This window comes from Sulfitobacter sp. W002 (genome assembly GCF_025142135.1).
GTDB lineage: Bacteria > Pseudomonadota > Alphaproteobacteria > Rhodobacterales > Rhodobacteraceae > Sulfitobacter > Sulfitobacter profundi.
The window spans coordinates 170,631-185,166 of the sequence record NZ_CP081126.1; the positions used below are offsets into that span (position 1 = coordinate 170,631).

Sequence of the window (14,536 nt, forward strand, 5' to 3'; positions counted from 1 at the left end):
AAAGGACCCACGACATGGTAAAAATTCTTAAGAATATCTCCGAAATCCGCCGGTTCTTTCACCGAAACGAGGACCCGGTCTATTTCATCTCGGCCACCAACTTTAATCTGCTCGGCCTTGATGAATGGGTGAAGAATTTCAAATACATCTGCTATATCGACTGCTACGGCGGCAAGCACCCCAACGTCTTTTGCCCCTCGGAACAGCCCCATGCGGAGTTCCAGAGCATCGAGGACATCAACAACTACCTGCTGCAGCACAAAGAGGTCATCGACTTCATCAAGCGCCGCGGCGGCAAGCCCAAGTTCGTCTTTTTGATGTTCGACGAAGAGACCGAGCGTCTCAGCAAGGAGTTGGGCGCCGAGGTCTGGTTCCCGAAAGCCAAGCTGCGCCAGTCGATGGACAACAAGATCGAAACCGTGCGCATCGGCAACAAGGCGGGCGTGCCCTCGGTGCCGAACGTTCTGGCCGAGGTGAAATCTTACGACGACCTGAAAAAGACCTGCGAGAAGGCCGGGATCGGTCATGATCTGGTGTTGCAGTCGGCCTATGGCGACAGCGGGCACACGACCTTCTTCATCAAGTCCGAAGCCGACTTCCGCCGCCACGAGAGCGAGATCATCGGCGAGGGCGAGATCAAGATCATGAAGCGGATCGATTGCCGTGGCGCGGCGATCGAGGCCTGTGCGACCAAGGAGGGCACCATCGTCGGCCCGCTGATGACCGAACTGGTCGGTTTCAAAGAACTGACCCCCTATCGCGGCGGCTGGTGCGGGAATGAAATCCTCGCCACCGCCTTCCCGCCGAAGGTGCGGGAGAAGGCCCGCGATCTGACCTTCAAGTTCGGGGAGCAGCTGCGCAAGGAGGGTTATCGCGGCTATTTCGAGCTCGATTTCCTGATCGACAAAAAGACCGGCGATCTGTGGCTGGGAGAGTTGAACCCGCGCATCACAGGCGCGTCTTCGATGACCAACCACGCCGCCTTCGCCCATGCCGATGCGCCGCTCTTCCTGTTCCACCTGTTGGAGTTCAGCCGCAAGAAGTTCAACCTCGACGTGGATGAGTTGAACGCCCGCTGGGCCGATCCGGACAACATCGACGGTTGGAGCCAGATGGTCATCAAACACACCGATGACAGTGTCGACATCTGCACCGAAGCGCCCGAGACCGGCATCTACAAGATGAAGGAAGACGGCAGCGTGGTCTTTGACCGCTTCGACTATCACCGCCGCGCGGTGGAGAGCGAGAACGAAGCCTTCTTCCTGCGCATCCTGCAACCGGGTGATTACCGCTACGAAGGCGCGGATATCGGCATCCTTGTGACGCGGGGGCGGTCGATGACCAAGTCTTTCCAGTTGAATGAGCGCGCGAAAAAGTGGATCCATGGGATCAAACGCAGTGTGGACGGCAAACCCCTGCCCACCGCGTCTGCTGGGCCGGAGCTTTCTGATCCGGCGTTCAAGATCCTGTAGCAAGATGAAAGGCCGCGATGTACTGGCGCGCAATGTCCGAAGATCAGCCCGGCCCCAAGTGGGCCGGTCTCTTCGCAGCCTATTGGCCTGACTACCATGCATGGTGGCTGAAGGAAGGGGAGGCCGCGCGCCCGACCTATGCCCAATGCCGCCGTGCGCTGGCCAAACACATGCCGGAAATGCTGCCGCTCTATGACGAGCTTTGCACCCTCGCGGGCGGCGGCGATCACGCGGCGCGGTTTCTAAGCTTCTATTGCCCGCCGCCCTATCTCTCGGCCTGTTCACAGGCGATCTGGGCCGGGAAAGAACCGGTCATGGTGCGCAACTATGACTATAATCCCAATGCATTCGACGCGATGGTGCTGCGCTCGGGCTGGCAGGGGCGGCAGGTCATGGGCACCTCGGACGGGCTGTGGGGGCTGGTCGATGGGGTGAATGATGCGGGGCTGTCGATCTCGCTGACCTTTGGCGGGCGGCGCGTGGTGGGTGAGGGGTTCGGCGTGCCGCTGATCCTACGCTATGTGCTGCAGACCTGCGAAACCGTGCAAGAGGCGGGAGAGGTGCTGGCACGGGTGCCGACGCATATGAGCTATAACGTCACCGTGCTCGATCGGAAGCGGAGCTACCTGACCGCAATGATGGCCCCTGACCGCCCGGCTGTCATCACCCGTGCCGCGGTGGCCACCAACCACCAAGAAAATGTGGAATGGATCAGCCACGCCCGTTTTACCGCCACGGTCGAGCGTGAACGCTATCTTTTGCAACGTCTGCGTCTGCACCGCGACCCGGAAGAGAAATTCATCGGGGCGTTTCTGAAACCTCCGCTTTATTCCACGGCATTCAACGCCGGTTTCGGCACGCTTTACACCGCTGTTTACCGTCCACGAAAACGCGAGATGGAATTGCGCTGGCCCGGCACGACCTGGGCGCTGTCGCTGTCGGATTTCACCGAGGGCGCGCGGCAGGTCTTGGTGCCGGGGGCGGCATGAGCGGGGCGGCGCGCAGAGGGCCGCTGTCGTCGCTGCGGGTGGTGGAGTTTTCCGGCCTCGGCCCCGCCCCTTTGGCGGGGCAACTGCTGGCTGATCTGGGCGCGGATGTCATCACGGTCGACCGCAAAGCCGCTCCGGCGGACCCGTCCGATATCAACCGGCGCGGCAAGCGGTCGGTGGTGCTGAACCTGAAAACCCCCGAAGGGATCGCGGCAGCGCGGGCGCTGATTGCCTCTGCCGATGTGCTGATCGAAGGGTTCCGCCCCGGCGTGATGGAGCGTTTGGGCCTCGGCCCGACGGATTGCTCTGACAAGCTGATCTATGGCCGCATGACCGGCTGGGGTCAGACCGGCCCATGGGCGCAGACGGCGGGACATGACATAAATTATCTGGCTCTAACCGGGGCTTTGCACGCCATGGGCAGCGCGGGGGCGCCCCCGGTGCCGCCCTTGAACATGGTGGCGGATTACGGCGGCGGCACGATGTTCTTGCTGTTTGGCATCCTCTCGGCAGTGATCGAGCGGGGGGTGACCGGCAAAGGTCAGGTTATCGATGCCGCAATGGTCGACGGGGTGCCTGCGATGATGGGATTGATCCACGGCATGTTGGCCCAAGGCACATGGACGGAAAAGCGCGCTGCCAATTGGCTTGATGGGGCCGCGCCGTTTTACCGTTGCTACACCTGCGCCGATGGGAAATTCATCTCTGTGGGCGCGTTGGAACCGCAGTTCTACGCGATCCTGTTGGAGAAGCTGGGTCTGCCTGCGGACCTAGCCGCCAGTCAGAACGACCGGGCGACTTGGGAGGCGCGGACCGCCGAATTCGCCGCGATATTCGCAACCCGCGCCCGTGATGATTGGGCGGCGCATCTCGACGGTTCGGATGCCTGCGTGGCCCCCGTGCTCAGCTTTTCCGAAGCGCCGGACCACCCGCAGATGGCGGCACGCGGCAATGTGGTGCGGGTGGAAGATGTGCTGCAATCGGGCCAAGCGCCGCGTTTTGGCGACACTGCGCCCCAGATGCCAAGCCCCCCGCGTGCCATCGGGGCGGACACCGATGCGGTGCTAGCTGAGCTTGGCCTGCGTTTGGACCGGGCATAAAAAAACCCCCGGCGCATGGGCCGGGGGTCAAACTTGGAACGAAAGCTCAGGCTTAGGCCGCTTTGCGGTCGTGTTTGCCTTCTTCGATCTCCTCGACGATCTTGGCGACGAATGCGTCGAGATCCTCGGGCGAGCGGCTGGTCACGATGCCTTGGTCGGCCACCACTTCGCTGTCTTCGTACTGTGCGCCGGCGTTCTTCACGTCGGTCGCGATGGAGCTAAAGCAGGTTGCCTTGCGGCCTTTGATAATGCCTGCTTCGATCAGCAGCCATGGAGCATGGCAAATCGCGGCTACGGTCTTGCCGCTGTCGTGGAACTTGCGGATCAGAGCCACCGCGTCATCGTTGGCGCGCAGCAGGTCAGGGTTGATCTGGCCGCCGGGCAGCACGATGCCTTGGTAGTCGTCGACATTCACGTCCCGAAGGGCGAGGTCCGCAGGCACGGTGTTGCCCCAGTTGTCTTCGTCCCAGCCCTTGATCTCATTCCCGTCGGGGGTGGCCACATGGACGGTGGCGCCGCGGTCGCGCAGATCATTCAGGGGTTTTTCCAGTTCGGACTGCTCGAAACCGTTGGTGGCGAGGATCAGGATCTTTGCATTGGTGATATCGGTCATTGCTTTCTCCTTTGTGATTTCTGCTGGACCAACGATGTGCATGGCCGCCTGTTCCGCTCACATTCGCGCGAGGGCAATGATCCGCCGGTGCAGATGCGCCACAGGGCCGCGAATATTTGTTGATACAGCGAAGAGCGGCATCATATATGCGTTCAGAATGGATCACCCCGACACCCCCCTCGCCGATCTGCCCATGGACGAATTGATCGTCTGTCCGCAATGCGACGCCGTCTACCGGCTGCGCCGCCCCGCCCATGGGGAACGCGCGGCTTGTGAGCGGTGCCACACGGCCCTGATCACGCCGCGCAGGAACGCAGGTTTGCAGATCATCGCCGTGGCGGTGGCGGTGATGGTGTTGATCATCGGGGCGGCGGTCTTTCCCTTCCTTACGATTGACGCGGCGGGGGCCCGCAACGCGGTGTCGGTGCTGGATGCGGCGCTTGCCTTTTCCGGGGGGCCGATGATCTTTCTGTCGCTGGCCACGGCGGCGCTTATCTTTTTCATCCCGCTTTTGCGGGTATTGCTGACGCTCTATGTGTTGATCCCTGTGGTGCTGGATCGCCCGGCTGCGCGGCACGCCGTCGCCGCCTTTCGCCTGTCAGAGGAACTGCGCCCTTGGTCGATGGCCGAGGTCTTTGCCATCGGCTGTGCGGTGGCGCTGGTTAAAGTGGCCGATCTGGCCGATGTCGGCTTTGGCCCGGCGTTTTACATGTTCGGCGCGCTGGTGATCCTCGTCATCGCGCAGGACAGATTCTTATGCAAATGGTCTGTATGGAACTCTCTGGAACATCCCAAGACATCCTGAGCGCGCGGGAATTGGGCGTTGTGGCCTGCACCCGTTGTAGCAAGCCCGCGCCGATGGGCACGCAGACCTGCAGCCGCTGCGGCAGCAAGCTGGTCTCACGCGATCGGTTGAGCCTTCAGCGTGTCTGGGCGTTCTGGACCGTGGGGCTGATGTGCTACATCCCCGCCAACACCTACCCGATGCTCAAGACCCGAACGCTGTTTCAAGTTGAGGAAAGCACCATCATCGGCGGCGCGGTGGAGCTGGCGCAATACGGCAATTGGGGGATCGCCTTTATCATCCTCTTTGCTTCTGTTGCCATTCCGCTGGCCAAATTCATGGCCGTGGCCTTTCTTGCGATCAGCGTCAAACGGCGCTCTGTCACCTCGCAGCGGCAGCGGCACTACCTTTACGAAGTGGTTGAGTACATTGGCCGCTGGTCGATGATCGATATCTTTGTGGTTGCGATTTTATCCGCTCTGGTGCAACTCAAGACACTGGCCGCCATCAATCCCGGTACCGCGAGCATCTTTTTCGCCCTCTCCGTGATCTTTACCATGCTGGCGGCACAAGCGTTTGATACCCGTATGATCTGGGACGCTCAGACCAAGGACGAGGGCCTGAAAACCGATGACTAAGACGCCTCCCGACGTACCGATTTCTCCGACACGCAAGATGTTCCTCAGTGGGGCGTCGGTGATCTGGATCATCCCGATCCTTGCCCTGATCGTGGCGCTCTTCGTGGCATATCGCTCTTATAGTGAACGCGGCCCGGTGATCATTGTGGAGTTCGAAGAGGGCGCGGGCATCTCTGCCGGAGAGACCGAATTGCGCTTTCGCGATGTGACGGTCGGTGTGGTCGAAAAGGTCGGCTTCACCTCTGATCTGGACCGGGTGACGGCGCATATCCGGCTCGACAAAGATGTGGCCCCCTATATCGACAACGGTGCGGTCTTTTGGGTTGTACAGCCCGAAGTCACCGCGCAGGGCATTACCGGCCTCAGCACGGTGCTGAGCGGTGTCTATATCGAAGGGTCATGGGACCAACAGGTCGGCCCGGCGGCGCAGCGTTTTCAGGGGTCGTCGACCGAGCCGTTGATCCGTGGCGGTCAGGGCGGGCTTGAGATTGCCTTTCGGTCCACCGCCAATGGCCAGCTGACCGACAACGCGCCGATCCTTTACAAGGGCATCGAAGTGGGCCGCGTAGGCTATGCCAAGATCGCCCCGCGTGGCAACTTTGCCATCGTCGAGGCGCTGATCTTTGAAGAGCACCGCCAACTGATCAACGAATCCACCCGTTTCTGGGACGCCTCCGGCTTTAGCGTCAACATCGGCCCGGCGGGGGCCGAGATCGACTTTTCCTCGCTGGCGACCCTCGTGGGCGGCGGCATCACCTTTGACACCTTCGTCTCGGGTGGGGCGCAGGTGTCTGACGGGACGGTGTTTGAGATCTACCCCGACAAGGAAACCGCGCGGAACTCTGTCTTTAACGCTTCCGAAGTCGATCCGCTCAAGTTGAGCGTTGTGTTCGACGACAATATCTCAGGGCTGATCGTCGGCGCCCCGGTTGAAATGAGCGGGCTTGAGATTGGGGAGGTCGAGACCCTGTCGGGCCTCGTGGATTTCGAACGCTTTGGCGATAGCCGGGTTCGGCTCAATGCGATCCTGTCGATCCAACCGGCGCATCTGGGGTTGCAAGATGACGTAACCGCCGAAGCCGCGCTGGCCTTCTTGCAAGCGCGTGTGGAAAACGGCCTCCGCGCGCGGCTGGCCTCGGCCAGTCTGTTGACCGGCGGCCTGAAGGTTGAGTTCGTGACGGTGGAAGACGTGCCTGAGGCAGCGTTGGAAGCGGCGGAAAACGGTCTTGCGCTGATGCCAACCACCGAAAGCGATGTCTCCGATGCGGCGGCCACGGTCGAAGGGGTCTTTACCCGCATCAACAGCCTGCCGATCGAAGAGTTGCTCAACAGTGCGATTACCTTCCTCAATTCGGCAGAGGCTTTCGTCTCAGACGAAGACCTGCGCGAAACGCCGCAGGATGTGCGGACCCTTTTGGGCGAACTGACGGGGCTGGTCTCCTCCGAAGAGGTCAAGAACGTGCCAGTCGCCTTGAACGGAACGCTGGTGCGGATCGAAGAACTGGTGGCCCAGCTTGAGGAAGAGCGGATCGCCGAGCGCCTGTCCACCGCGCTTGAAGGGGCATCGGAGGCGGCGAACGCGGTATCGTCTTCGGTTGAGGGCGTGCCAGAGTTGGTAGAGCGCATTCAGGCCGTGGCGGCCAAGGCGGAAACGCTGGAGGTCGAAGAGTTGGTCGTCGCGCTGACGGACCTCACCGAATCCGCCGATGCGGTGATCGGCACCGAAGACGCGGTGGCCCTGCCGGGCGCGCTCAAGCGGGCATTGGACGAGGTGAACGCCACGTTGGTAGAATTGCGCGAAGGCGGCGCGGTTGAGAATGTAAACCGCACCTTGGCCTCGGCCCGCAATGCGGCGGATAACATCGCCGTCTCGGCCCGCGATCTGCCGCAGGTGGTCGAACGATTGACCGCGCTTTTCGCGCAGGCCAGCCGCACCATCGAAGGCTATAACCAAGGCGAACAGCTAAGCCGCAGCGCCGAGCGCACCCTGCGCGACATCCAGAAAGCCGCCGATGCGCTTGCATCTTTGGCGCGGACCATCGAACGTAACCCCAATTCTCTATTGCTGGGACGGTAAAGCATGAATGTTGCAAGACCTCTGATCACCCTCGGCCTGCTGGCAGCCTTGGCGGCCTGTGGCGGCGCTGCTGAGCGTTTCACCGTGCGCGCCCCGGCGGTCACGGAAAAGACTTCGATCGCTTTTAGCTCGGTTGAGGTGCGCGACGTGTCCCTGCCGACCTATGCCGCCGCCGAAGAGATTTCGCTGCAGATGGCCGACGGCAGTCTGGTCAGTTCGACCGATGTGCTGTGGGCCGATGCACCCGAACGGGCCGTGGCGCTGGAGCTGAGCCAAAACCTCGCGCGGATGACCGGGCGGCGCATCGCGTCTGAGCCTTGGCCTTTTGAGGCTTTCCCCGACGCCCGTCTCGAAGTGCGCTTTGCCGAAATGGTGGCCACCGAAGCCGGAGAATTCCGCGCCTCTGGTCAGTATTTCGTGGCGGTCCCCGATGACCGTCGGGAGCGTTCGGGCCTGTTTGACCTCAGCGTGCCGTTCAACCCCGAAGGCGGGGCCAATGCCATCGCCACAGCGCGCGGCCAGCTTGTGCTCGATCTGGCCCGCTACATCGCGCAAAACGGGTTGAAGTAGGGCAGTTCGCCCGAAAAGGACCTTGCGGCATGTTGCGTTCAGTCTGTTCGGAATTTTCTGAATAGACTTGATTTGTGCCGGGCCTTGTTTATCTACCGTCAACGCAGCGTGTCGTTGACGGGGAACAGATGGATACCACAGACCAAATCGACCAAGTCCGCGATGATTTCATCACGCGCATGGGCGTGATCGCCATGGGCGAGGGCCTGCCGCGCATGTCGGGACAGGTCTTTGCCATGCTCGTTTTCGAGGGCGAGCCGATTGCCTTTGGCGCGCTGTCGCGCCGTCTGTCCGTAAGCCGCGCCACGATCAGCACGTCGATCCGCGTGCTGGAAGAGCGGGGCCTGATCCGGCGTGTGAACAAGACCGGCGACCGGCAGGACTACTTCCAACTTGCCGATGACGCCTATGCCGCGATGACAAAATTCGCGCTGGCAGGCACGCGCCACGCCAAGGCCGAGATTAGCGACACGATCAGCAAACTGCCCGAAGAGGCCGACGGCGTACGCGCAAGGCTCGATTCCTTTGCCGAGTTTTACGACGCGATCAGCACCGCGCTTGATGATGTCGCAACCCGGGTGAGCAAACCCAAGAATTGACGCGCGACCTGTAAACAGGATCGCGGTGATGGAGTTCGATCAATGAGTGACACATCTCAAGAGCGCCAGACGCTTTCATTCGACAGCGATGCTGGCTCGAAACGGTCGAAATTCATCGCCGGTGGAATCGCGCTGTTGATCGGACTTTGGATGGGCAGCGGCTATATCGTTCCCGCCGAAGAAACCGAGGAAGCCGCGCCTGCCCCCCTCTCGCCCGAGGCGGTGACAGTGGCCGTGCGCGGCTCTCAAGCCAAAAGCGTGACGCAGGTCTTTGTGGCCGAAGGTCAGGCCCTGCCGGACCGCGACACGATGGTCCGCGCCGAAGCAGGCGGAGAAATCGCCGAGGTGCTGGTCGCCAAGGGCGATGTGGTCGACGCGGGCGCGTTGATTGCGCGGCTCAGCACCACGGCGCGCGATTCCGATCTGGCCCGCGCCCGCGAGGAATTGAGCCGCGCACAGAGGGAATACGACAATGCCGAAGCCCTGCTGGACCGGGGCGTCTCGACCGTGGACCGGGTCAGCCAAGCACGGGCGACCTTGGCCGCCGCGCAGGCGTCGGTCACTTCAGCCGAAGAGGCGCTGAACAACACCGAAATCCGCGCCCCCTTTCCCGGTCGGCTAGAGATGCTGGATATCTCTGCCGGAGAGTTTGTCTCCACCGGCGAGGAAATCGCACGTCTGGTCGACAACACCCCGCTGACGATCCAAGTGCAGGTGCCACAGCAGTCGCTGAAAGACATCAAGGAAGGGCAAAGCGCCGAGGTCGTGTTCATCACCGGAACAGAAGCGCAGGGGAAGGTGCAATTCGTCTCAAGCAGCGCCAGCGCCGAAACCCGCACCTTTACCGCCGAGGTTAGGGTCGAAAACGCCGATGGTGCGATCCCTGCCGGTATCTCGGCCCGCGTGCGTATTCCTACGGGCGAGACCCGCGCGCATTTCGTCTCTCCGGCGATCCTGTCCTTGGACACCAATGGCACATTGGGCGTCAAAACTGTGAATGACGAAGACAAGGTCGTTTTCAACAAGATCGCGATCGTGCGTGCCCAGACCGATGGTATCTGGATTGCGGGCCTGCCGGATGAGGCCGAAATCATCACCATCGGGCAGGGTTTCGTGAATGACGGAGAGACGGTTAACCCCCAGCCCGAAACCGGCACGGATGCCAGCCCCGAGGGGCAGCCGATGGCGGGCGTGCCTGAGATTGACGAATTGGAGGAACAGCCAACCGGTGACGGGCAGATCACCGGCAGCGCCGATGCCGCCCAGCCGGAGCAGGTGGAATGAACGCGCTGATCGACGCCGCTTTCAGCCGCGCCCGCGTGGTGATCCTGAGCTTGGTGATGATCTTGGCCGTCGGTGCCTATGCCTATATCGGCATCCCCAAGGAAAGCTCGCCCGAGATTCCGATCCCGACACTCTATGTCTCGACCTCGCTCGAAGGCATCTCTCCGGAAGATAGCGAACGGCTGTTGGTCGAACCGCTTGAGACCGAACTCAGTGCCATTACCGGGCTGAAACAGATCACCTCCAACGGCGCCGAAGGTCATGCCTCGGTGCAGTTGGAGTTCGAGCCCGGGTTCGATTCCGACGAGGCGCTCGACAAGGTGCGCGAAGGCGTGGACCGGGCCAAGTCGGACCTGCCCGAAGACGCCACCGATCCGGTCGTAACCGAGATCAACACCGCGCTTTTCCCGATCCTGACAGCGATCCTGTCCGGCCCGGTGCCGGAACGGACCCTCAACACCATTTCGGAGGAGTTGAAGGACGCGATTGAGGGGCTGTCAGGCGTGCTTGAGGTCGATGTCGGCGGTGAGCGTACGGAACTTCTGGAGGTGCTGATCGACCCCACGGTGTTCGAGACCTACAACATCTCCTTCGAAGAGCTGATCAGCCAGATCAACCGCAACAACCGCCTGATTGCGGCGGGGGCGATTGAAAGCGGCGCGGGGCGGCTGGTGCTCAAGGTGCCGGGGCTGATCGAGAATGTCGAAGATGTCATGTCGCTGCCGATCAAGGTGCGTGGCGATACGGTGGTGACCTTCGCCGATGTCGCCGCGATCCGCCGGACGTTCAAAGACCCCACCGGTTTTGCCCGTATCGACGGCCAGCCCGCGCTGGCGCTTGAGATCAAGAAACGCTCCGGCGCGAATATCATCGAGACTGTCGCCGCCGTGCGTGAATTGATCGACGAGATGCGCGCGGAATGGCCCGACAGCATCACCGTCAAATACACCCAAGACGAATCCGAGCAGGTCCAAGACATGCTCAGCGATCTTGAGGCCAATGTCATCGCGGCGGTGATCCTTGTGATGATCGTGATCGTCTGGGCTTTGGGCGTCCGCTCGGCCCTGCTGGTGGGGCTGGCGATTCCGGGGGCGTTTTTGGCCGGGGTCACGGCGCTTTGGGTCATGGGCTATACGATGAACCTTGTGGTGCTCTTCTCGCTGATCCTTGTGGTGGGGATGCTGGTGGACGGGGCCATTGTGACCACCGAACTGGCCGACCGCCGCCTGCAAGAGGGGCATGCGCCCCGCGCCGCCTATGCCCATGCCGCCAAGCGCATGGCATGGCCGATCATCGCCTCTACCGCCACGACGCTCAGCGTGTTCTTTCCGTTGCTGTTTTGGACCGGCACGGTGGGCGAGTTCATGAAGTTCCTGCCCATCACGGTGATCCTGACCCTGACCGCATCGCTTTTCATGGCGCTGGTTTTCATCCCCGTGGTTGGCGGGATCATCGGCAAACGGCCCCCGCAATCCGCTAAGGATAAGGCCACGCTCTATGCCGCCGAACAGGGGGATCCGCGTGACCTGAAGGGCTTCACCGGCGGCTATGTAAAGCTGCTGCAGTTCGCCATTCTGCGTCCTTGGATGACCCTGATCCTTGCCATTGCCATGCTGATGGGCGGCTTCACCGCCTATGCGCAATTTGGCAACGGCATCACCTTTTTCCCTGAAGTAGAGCCTGATTTTGCGCAGGTACAGGTGCGCGCGCGGGACAATTTCTCGATCTACGAACAAGACGCGCTGGTGCGGCAGGTCGAGCAACGGCTCTTTGCCTATGACGAGATTGCCAGCGTCTATGCCCGCACCGGCAGCAGCAACCGCGACAGCGCCGACCTGATCGGCACCATTCAGGTTGAGTTCACCGAATGGGACGAACGGCGGACCGCCGCCATGATTGGCGAAGAAATCCGGACCGAGATGGCGGCCATTCCGGGGATCGACGTACAGGTGCAGACCGCCTCGAACGGCCCTTCGGCGGGCAAGCCGGTCAATCTGCGGGTCCAAGCCCATGATCCTGAGGTGCAGCAACAGGTGGTCGATCAAATCCGCGAAAAAATGGCCGATATCGGCGGCTTTACCGACGTGACCGACTCGCGCCCCCTGCCGGGGGTGGAATGGCGCATTGCGGTGAACCGCTCTGAAGCGGCGCGGTTTGGGGCCGATATCTCGACACTGGGGCAAGCGGTGCAGCTGCTGACGCGGGGCATTACCGTGGCGGATTATCGGCCCGACGATGCCGAAGGGTCCATCGACATCAACGTGCGCTTTCCATCGGATGAGCGCACGCTGGAAGAGTTGCAATCGCTGCGGGTGCCGACCTCGGCGGGACTGGTGCCGATCTCGAACTTCGTGACCTTTGAGCCAAGTCCCCGCACCGGTACGATCACGCGGGTGGATCAAGAGCGGGTGGTCACGATTGAGGCCAACGTTGCACCGGGCGTTCTGGTGAACGACCAAACCGTCGCCCTGCGCAGCGCGATTGACGCGATGGACCTGCCGCCGGGTGTCGAAGCCTCCTTCGCCGGGGAGGCGGAGGACCAGCAGGAATCGATGATTTTCCTCGCAGGGGCGTTTATTACCGCGATTTTCCTGATGTTCGTGATCCTCGTGATCCAGTTCAACAGCTTCTACCAAGCCTTTGTCGTCATGTCGGCCATCGTGTTTTCGATTGCCGGGGTGCTGTTCGGCCTGTTGATCACCGGGCGACCCTTTGGGGTGGTCATGGGGGGGATCGGTGTGATCGCCTTGGCGGGGATCGTGGTGAACAACAATATCGTTCTGATCGACACCTATAATGACCTCAAAAAGGCGGGGCTGTCGCCGCTTGAGGCCGCGCTGCGCACCGGGGCGCAGCGTTTGCGTCCGGTGGTGCTGACCTCGGTCACCACGGCGCTTGGCCTGATGCCCATGGTGATCGGCCTCAACATCAACTTTTTCACCCGTGAGATCGTTTATGGCGCGCCCTCGACCCAGTGGTGGACCGAGCTGAGTTCGGCCATCGCGGGCGGTCTGGTGGTGGCCACTGTGCTGACGCTGGTGGTAACACCGGCGATGCTGATGTTGGGAGAAAAGAAAGCGAAACGCGCCGAGCCGACCCCGCAAGAGCCGGAACCGGTCGCGATCTAAGCCAAGATCAGGCGGCCCAAGATTAGGCGGCCCAAGATCAGGCGGCCCAAGATCAGGCGGCCTTATCGGCCTTGTCTTCGGTCAGGATGGTGTAAAGCGTGGCCGGGTCGGGGTTCGACCGCAGCTTGGTGCAGATGCTGGTGTCGCGCAGCGTGCGGGCCACCAGTGCCAGCGCCTTGAGGTGCTCCACCCCCGCATTTTCGGGGGCGAAGAGGGCAAAGGCCACATCGACTGGCTGACGATCGACCGAAGAGAAATCAATCGGTTTGTCCAGCAGCACGAAAGCACCGACAACCTTGTCGATCCCGTCCATCCGCGCATGGGGCAGGGCGACGCCGTGGCCGACACCGGTCGGCCCGAGGGTTTCGCGCGTCATCAGCGCATCCACCACTTGGCCGGCCGGCAGCCCATAGGCTTGCTGGGCGAGTTCGCCGATATCCTGCATCAGACGCTTCTTGCTCGAAGCCGAAGTCAAAACCTTCACGGCCTCTGGCTTGAGGAGTTTGCCGAAATCCATTCCGCTCGCCCTGCTCTTTGGCGGATATTACCGCCGTGGGTTACGAAGGGTCGATCCAGCCGATGTTGCCGTCTTCGCGACGGTACACGACGTTCATCCCTTCCTGGCCTTCCTTGCGAAACAGCAGCACCGGGTCGCCCGACAATTCCATCTGCATCACCGCTTCACCGACAGACAAAGTTGGCACCTTCGTCTGCATCTCTGCAATGATCATGGGTTGGAGGGTATCAGGTTCCTGCGCATCTGAATCGCTGTCTGACGCGAGGATATAGGAGGACGCACCCAAAAGTTCAACCGGTTCGGCGCGTTCTTTGTGATGGTCCTTCAGGCGGCGCTTGTAGCGGCGCAGCTGTTTTTCCATCTTTTCGCAGCAGCTATCGAAGGCGGCATAGATCTCTGTCGCCTTGGCCTTGGCCGACGCATTGAGACCGGTGGAAAGATGCACGGTGGCCTCGCAGGCAAATTCGTGACCTGTTTTGGAAAACACCACCAGAGCATCTGTCGGGCGTTCGGCATATTTGCTGACCGCCTCGTCCAGTTCGGTCCGGACATGTGTCCGGAGCGCATCGCCAATGTCGATCTGTTTGCCACTGATCTGATACCGCATATCGTCTCCTTGTCTTTCTTGTTCCGAACATTGCCAAACGGTCCACATGCGTGGAGCGCGACAACTTTCAGATATGGAGGAATGGTGCTGCGACCAGGATGATTTTGACCGTTCCTTCGCGGGAAGGGCGATGCAGGATCAAACAGGAACGCGATGTC

At 61.4% G+C, this 14,536-nt stretch carries 13 protein-coding genes; 10 read left to right on the forward strand and 3 right to left on the reverse strand.

All coding sequences use genetic code 11. The features are described 5' to 3' along the window. The first annotated feature begins 14 nt into the window (after nt 1–14). From K3758_RS00800 to K3758_RS00810, 3 genes are read left to right on the forward strand one after another with little or no spacing between them, the layout of a single operon-like run. Complete coding sequence (locus tag K3758_RS00800) at nt 15–1,472, forward strand: biotin carboxylase (RefSeq protein WP_067629482.1); 1,458 nt, start codon at nt 15–17, stop codon at nt 1,470–1,472. A gap of 17 nt (nt 1,473–1,489) precedes the next feature. Next, nucleotides 1,490–2,461: a C45 family autoproteolytic acyltransferase/hydolase gene (locus K3758_RS00805; RefSeq protein ID WP_259946905.1), complete on the forward strand. Its 972-nt coding sequence runs from the start codon at nt 1,490–1,492 to the stop codon at nt 2,459–2,461. After that, entirely contained in the window at nt 2,458–3,561 is a 1,104-nt protein-coding gene (locus tag K3758_RS00810) for a CaiB/BaiF CoA-transferase family protein (RefSeq protein ID WP_259946906.1), read from the forward strand. The genes K3758_RS00805 and K3758_RS00810 overlap by 4 nt, the downstream gene beginning before the upstream one ends. A 52-nt stretch (nt 3,562–3,613) precedes the next feature. Here K3758_RS00810 and K3758_RS00815 read toward each other — a convergent pair whose 3' ends face one another. Then, entirely contained in the window at nt 3,614–4,174 is a 561-nt protein-coding gene (locus K3758_RS00815) for a type 1 glutamine amidotransferase domain-containing protein (protein WP_259946907.1), read from the reverse strand. A gap of 157 nt (nt 4,175–4,331) precedes the next feature. Between K3758_RS00815 and K3758_RS00820 the strand changes: the two genes are divergently transcribed. From K3758_RS00820 to K3758_RS00850, 7 genes are all read left to right on the forward strand, one after another. Then, on the forward strand, nt 4,332–4,979 hold the full coding sequence (locus tag K3758_RS00820) for a paraquat-inducible protein A (RefSeq protein ID WP_259946908.1): 648 nt from the start codon (nt 4,332–4,334) through the stop codon (nt 4,977–4,979). Then, nucleotides 4,937–5,596, forward strand: a complete 660-nt coding sequence (locus K3758_RS00825) for a paraquat-inducible protein A (RefSeq protein ID WP_201722075.1) — start codon at nt 4,937–4,939, stop codon at nt 5,594–5,596. The genes K3758_RS00820 and K3758_RS00825 overlap by 43 nt, the downstream gene beginning before the upstream one ends. Further along, nucleotides 5,589–7,673, forward strand: a complete 2,085-nt coding sequence (locus tag K3758_RS00830) for an intermembrane transport protein PqiB (protein WP_259946910.1) — start codon at nt 5,589–5,591, stop codon at nt 7,671–7,673. The genes K3758_RS00825 and K3758_RS00830 overlap by 8 nt, the downstream gene beginning before the upstream one ends. Nucleotides 7,674–7,676: 3 nt before the next feature. Then, nucleotides 7,677–8,243, forward strand: coding sequence for a membrane integrity-associated transporter subunit PqiC (locus K3758_RS00835; protein ID WP_067629471.1), 567 nt, complete (start codon nt 7,677–7,679; stop codon nt 8,241–8,243). A 128-nt stretch (nt 8,244–8,371) separates the two neighbouring features. Beyond that, entirely contained in the window at nt 8,372–8,842 is a 471-nt protein-coding gene (locus tag K3758_RS00840; RefSeq protein WP_067939715.1) for a GbsR/MarR family transcriptional regulator, read from the forward strand. Nucleotides 8,843–8,884: 42 nt separating this feature from the next. Further along, nucleotides 8,885–10,126: an efflux RND transporter periplasmic adaptor subunit gene (locus K3758_RS00845; protein WP_259946912.1), complete on the forward strand. Its 1,242-nt coding sequence runs from the start codon at nt 8,885–8,887 to the stop codon at nt 10,124–10,126. Beyond that, the gene (locus K3758_RS00850; protein WP_120349864.1) at nt 10,123–13,254 is read left to right on the forward strand and encodes an efflux RND transporter permease subunit; all 3,132 of its coding nucleotides are present in this window, start codon (nt 10,123–10,125) and stop codon (nt 13,252–13,254) included. Before K3758_RS00845 ends, K3758_RS00850 begins: the two co-directional genes overlap by 4 nt. A gap of 52 nt (nt 13,255–13,306) precedes the next feature. Here K3758_RS00850 and K3758_RS00855 read toward each other — a convergent pair whose 3' ends face one another. After that, nucleotides 13,307–13,771, reverse strand: a complete 465-nt coding sequence (locus K3758_RS00855; RefSeq protein WP_259946913.1) for a PTS sugar transporter subunit IIA — start codon at nt 13,769–13,771, stop codon at nt 13,307–13,309. A 40-nt stretch (nt 13,772–13,811) separates the two neighbouring features. Further along, nucleotides 13,812–14,378 (reverse strand): ribosome hibernation-promoting factor, HPF/YfiA family, encoded by a 567-nt coding sequence (hpf, locus tag K3758_RS00860; RefSeq protein WP_067630564.1) that lies wholly within the window; start codon nt 14,376–14,378, stop codon nt 13,812–13,814. Nucleotides 14,379–14,536: the final 158 nt, after the last annotated feature.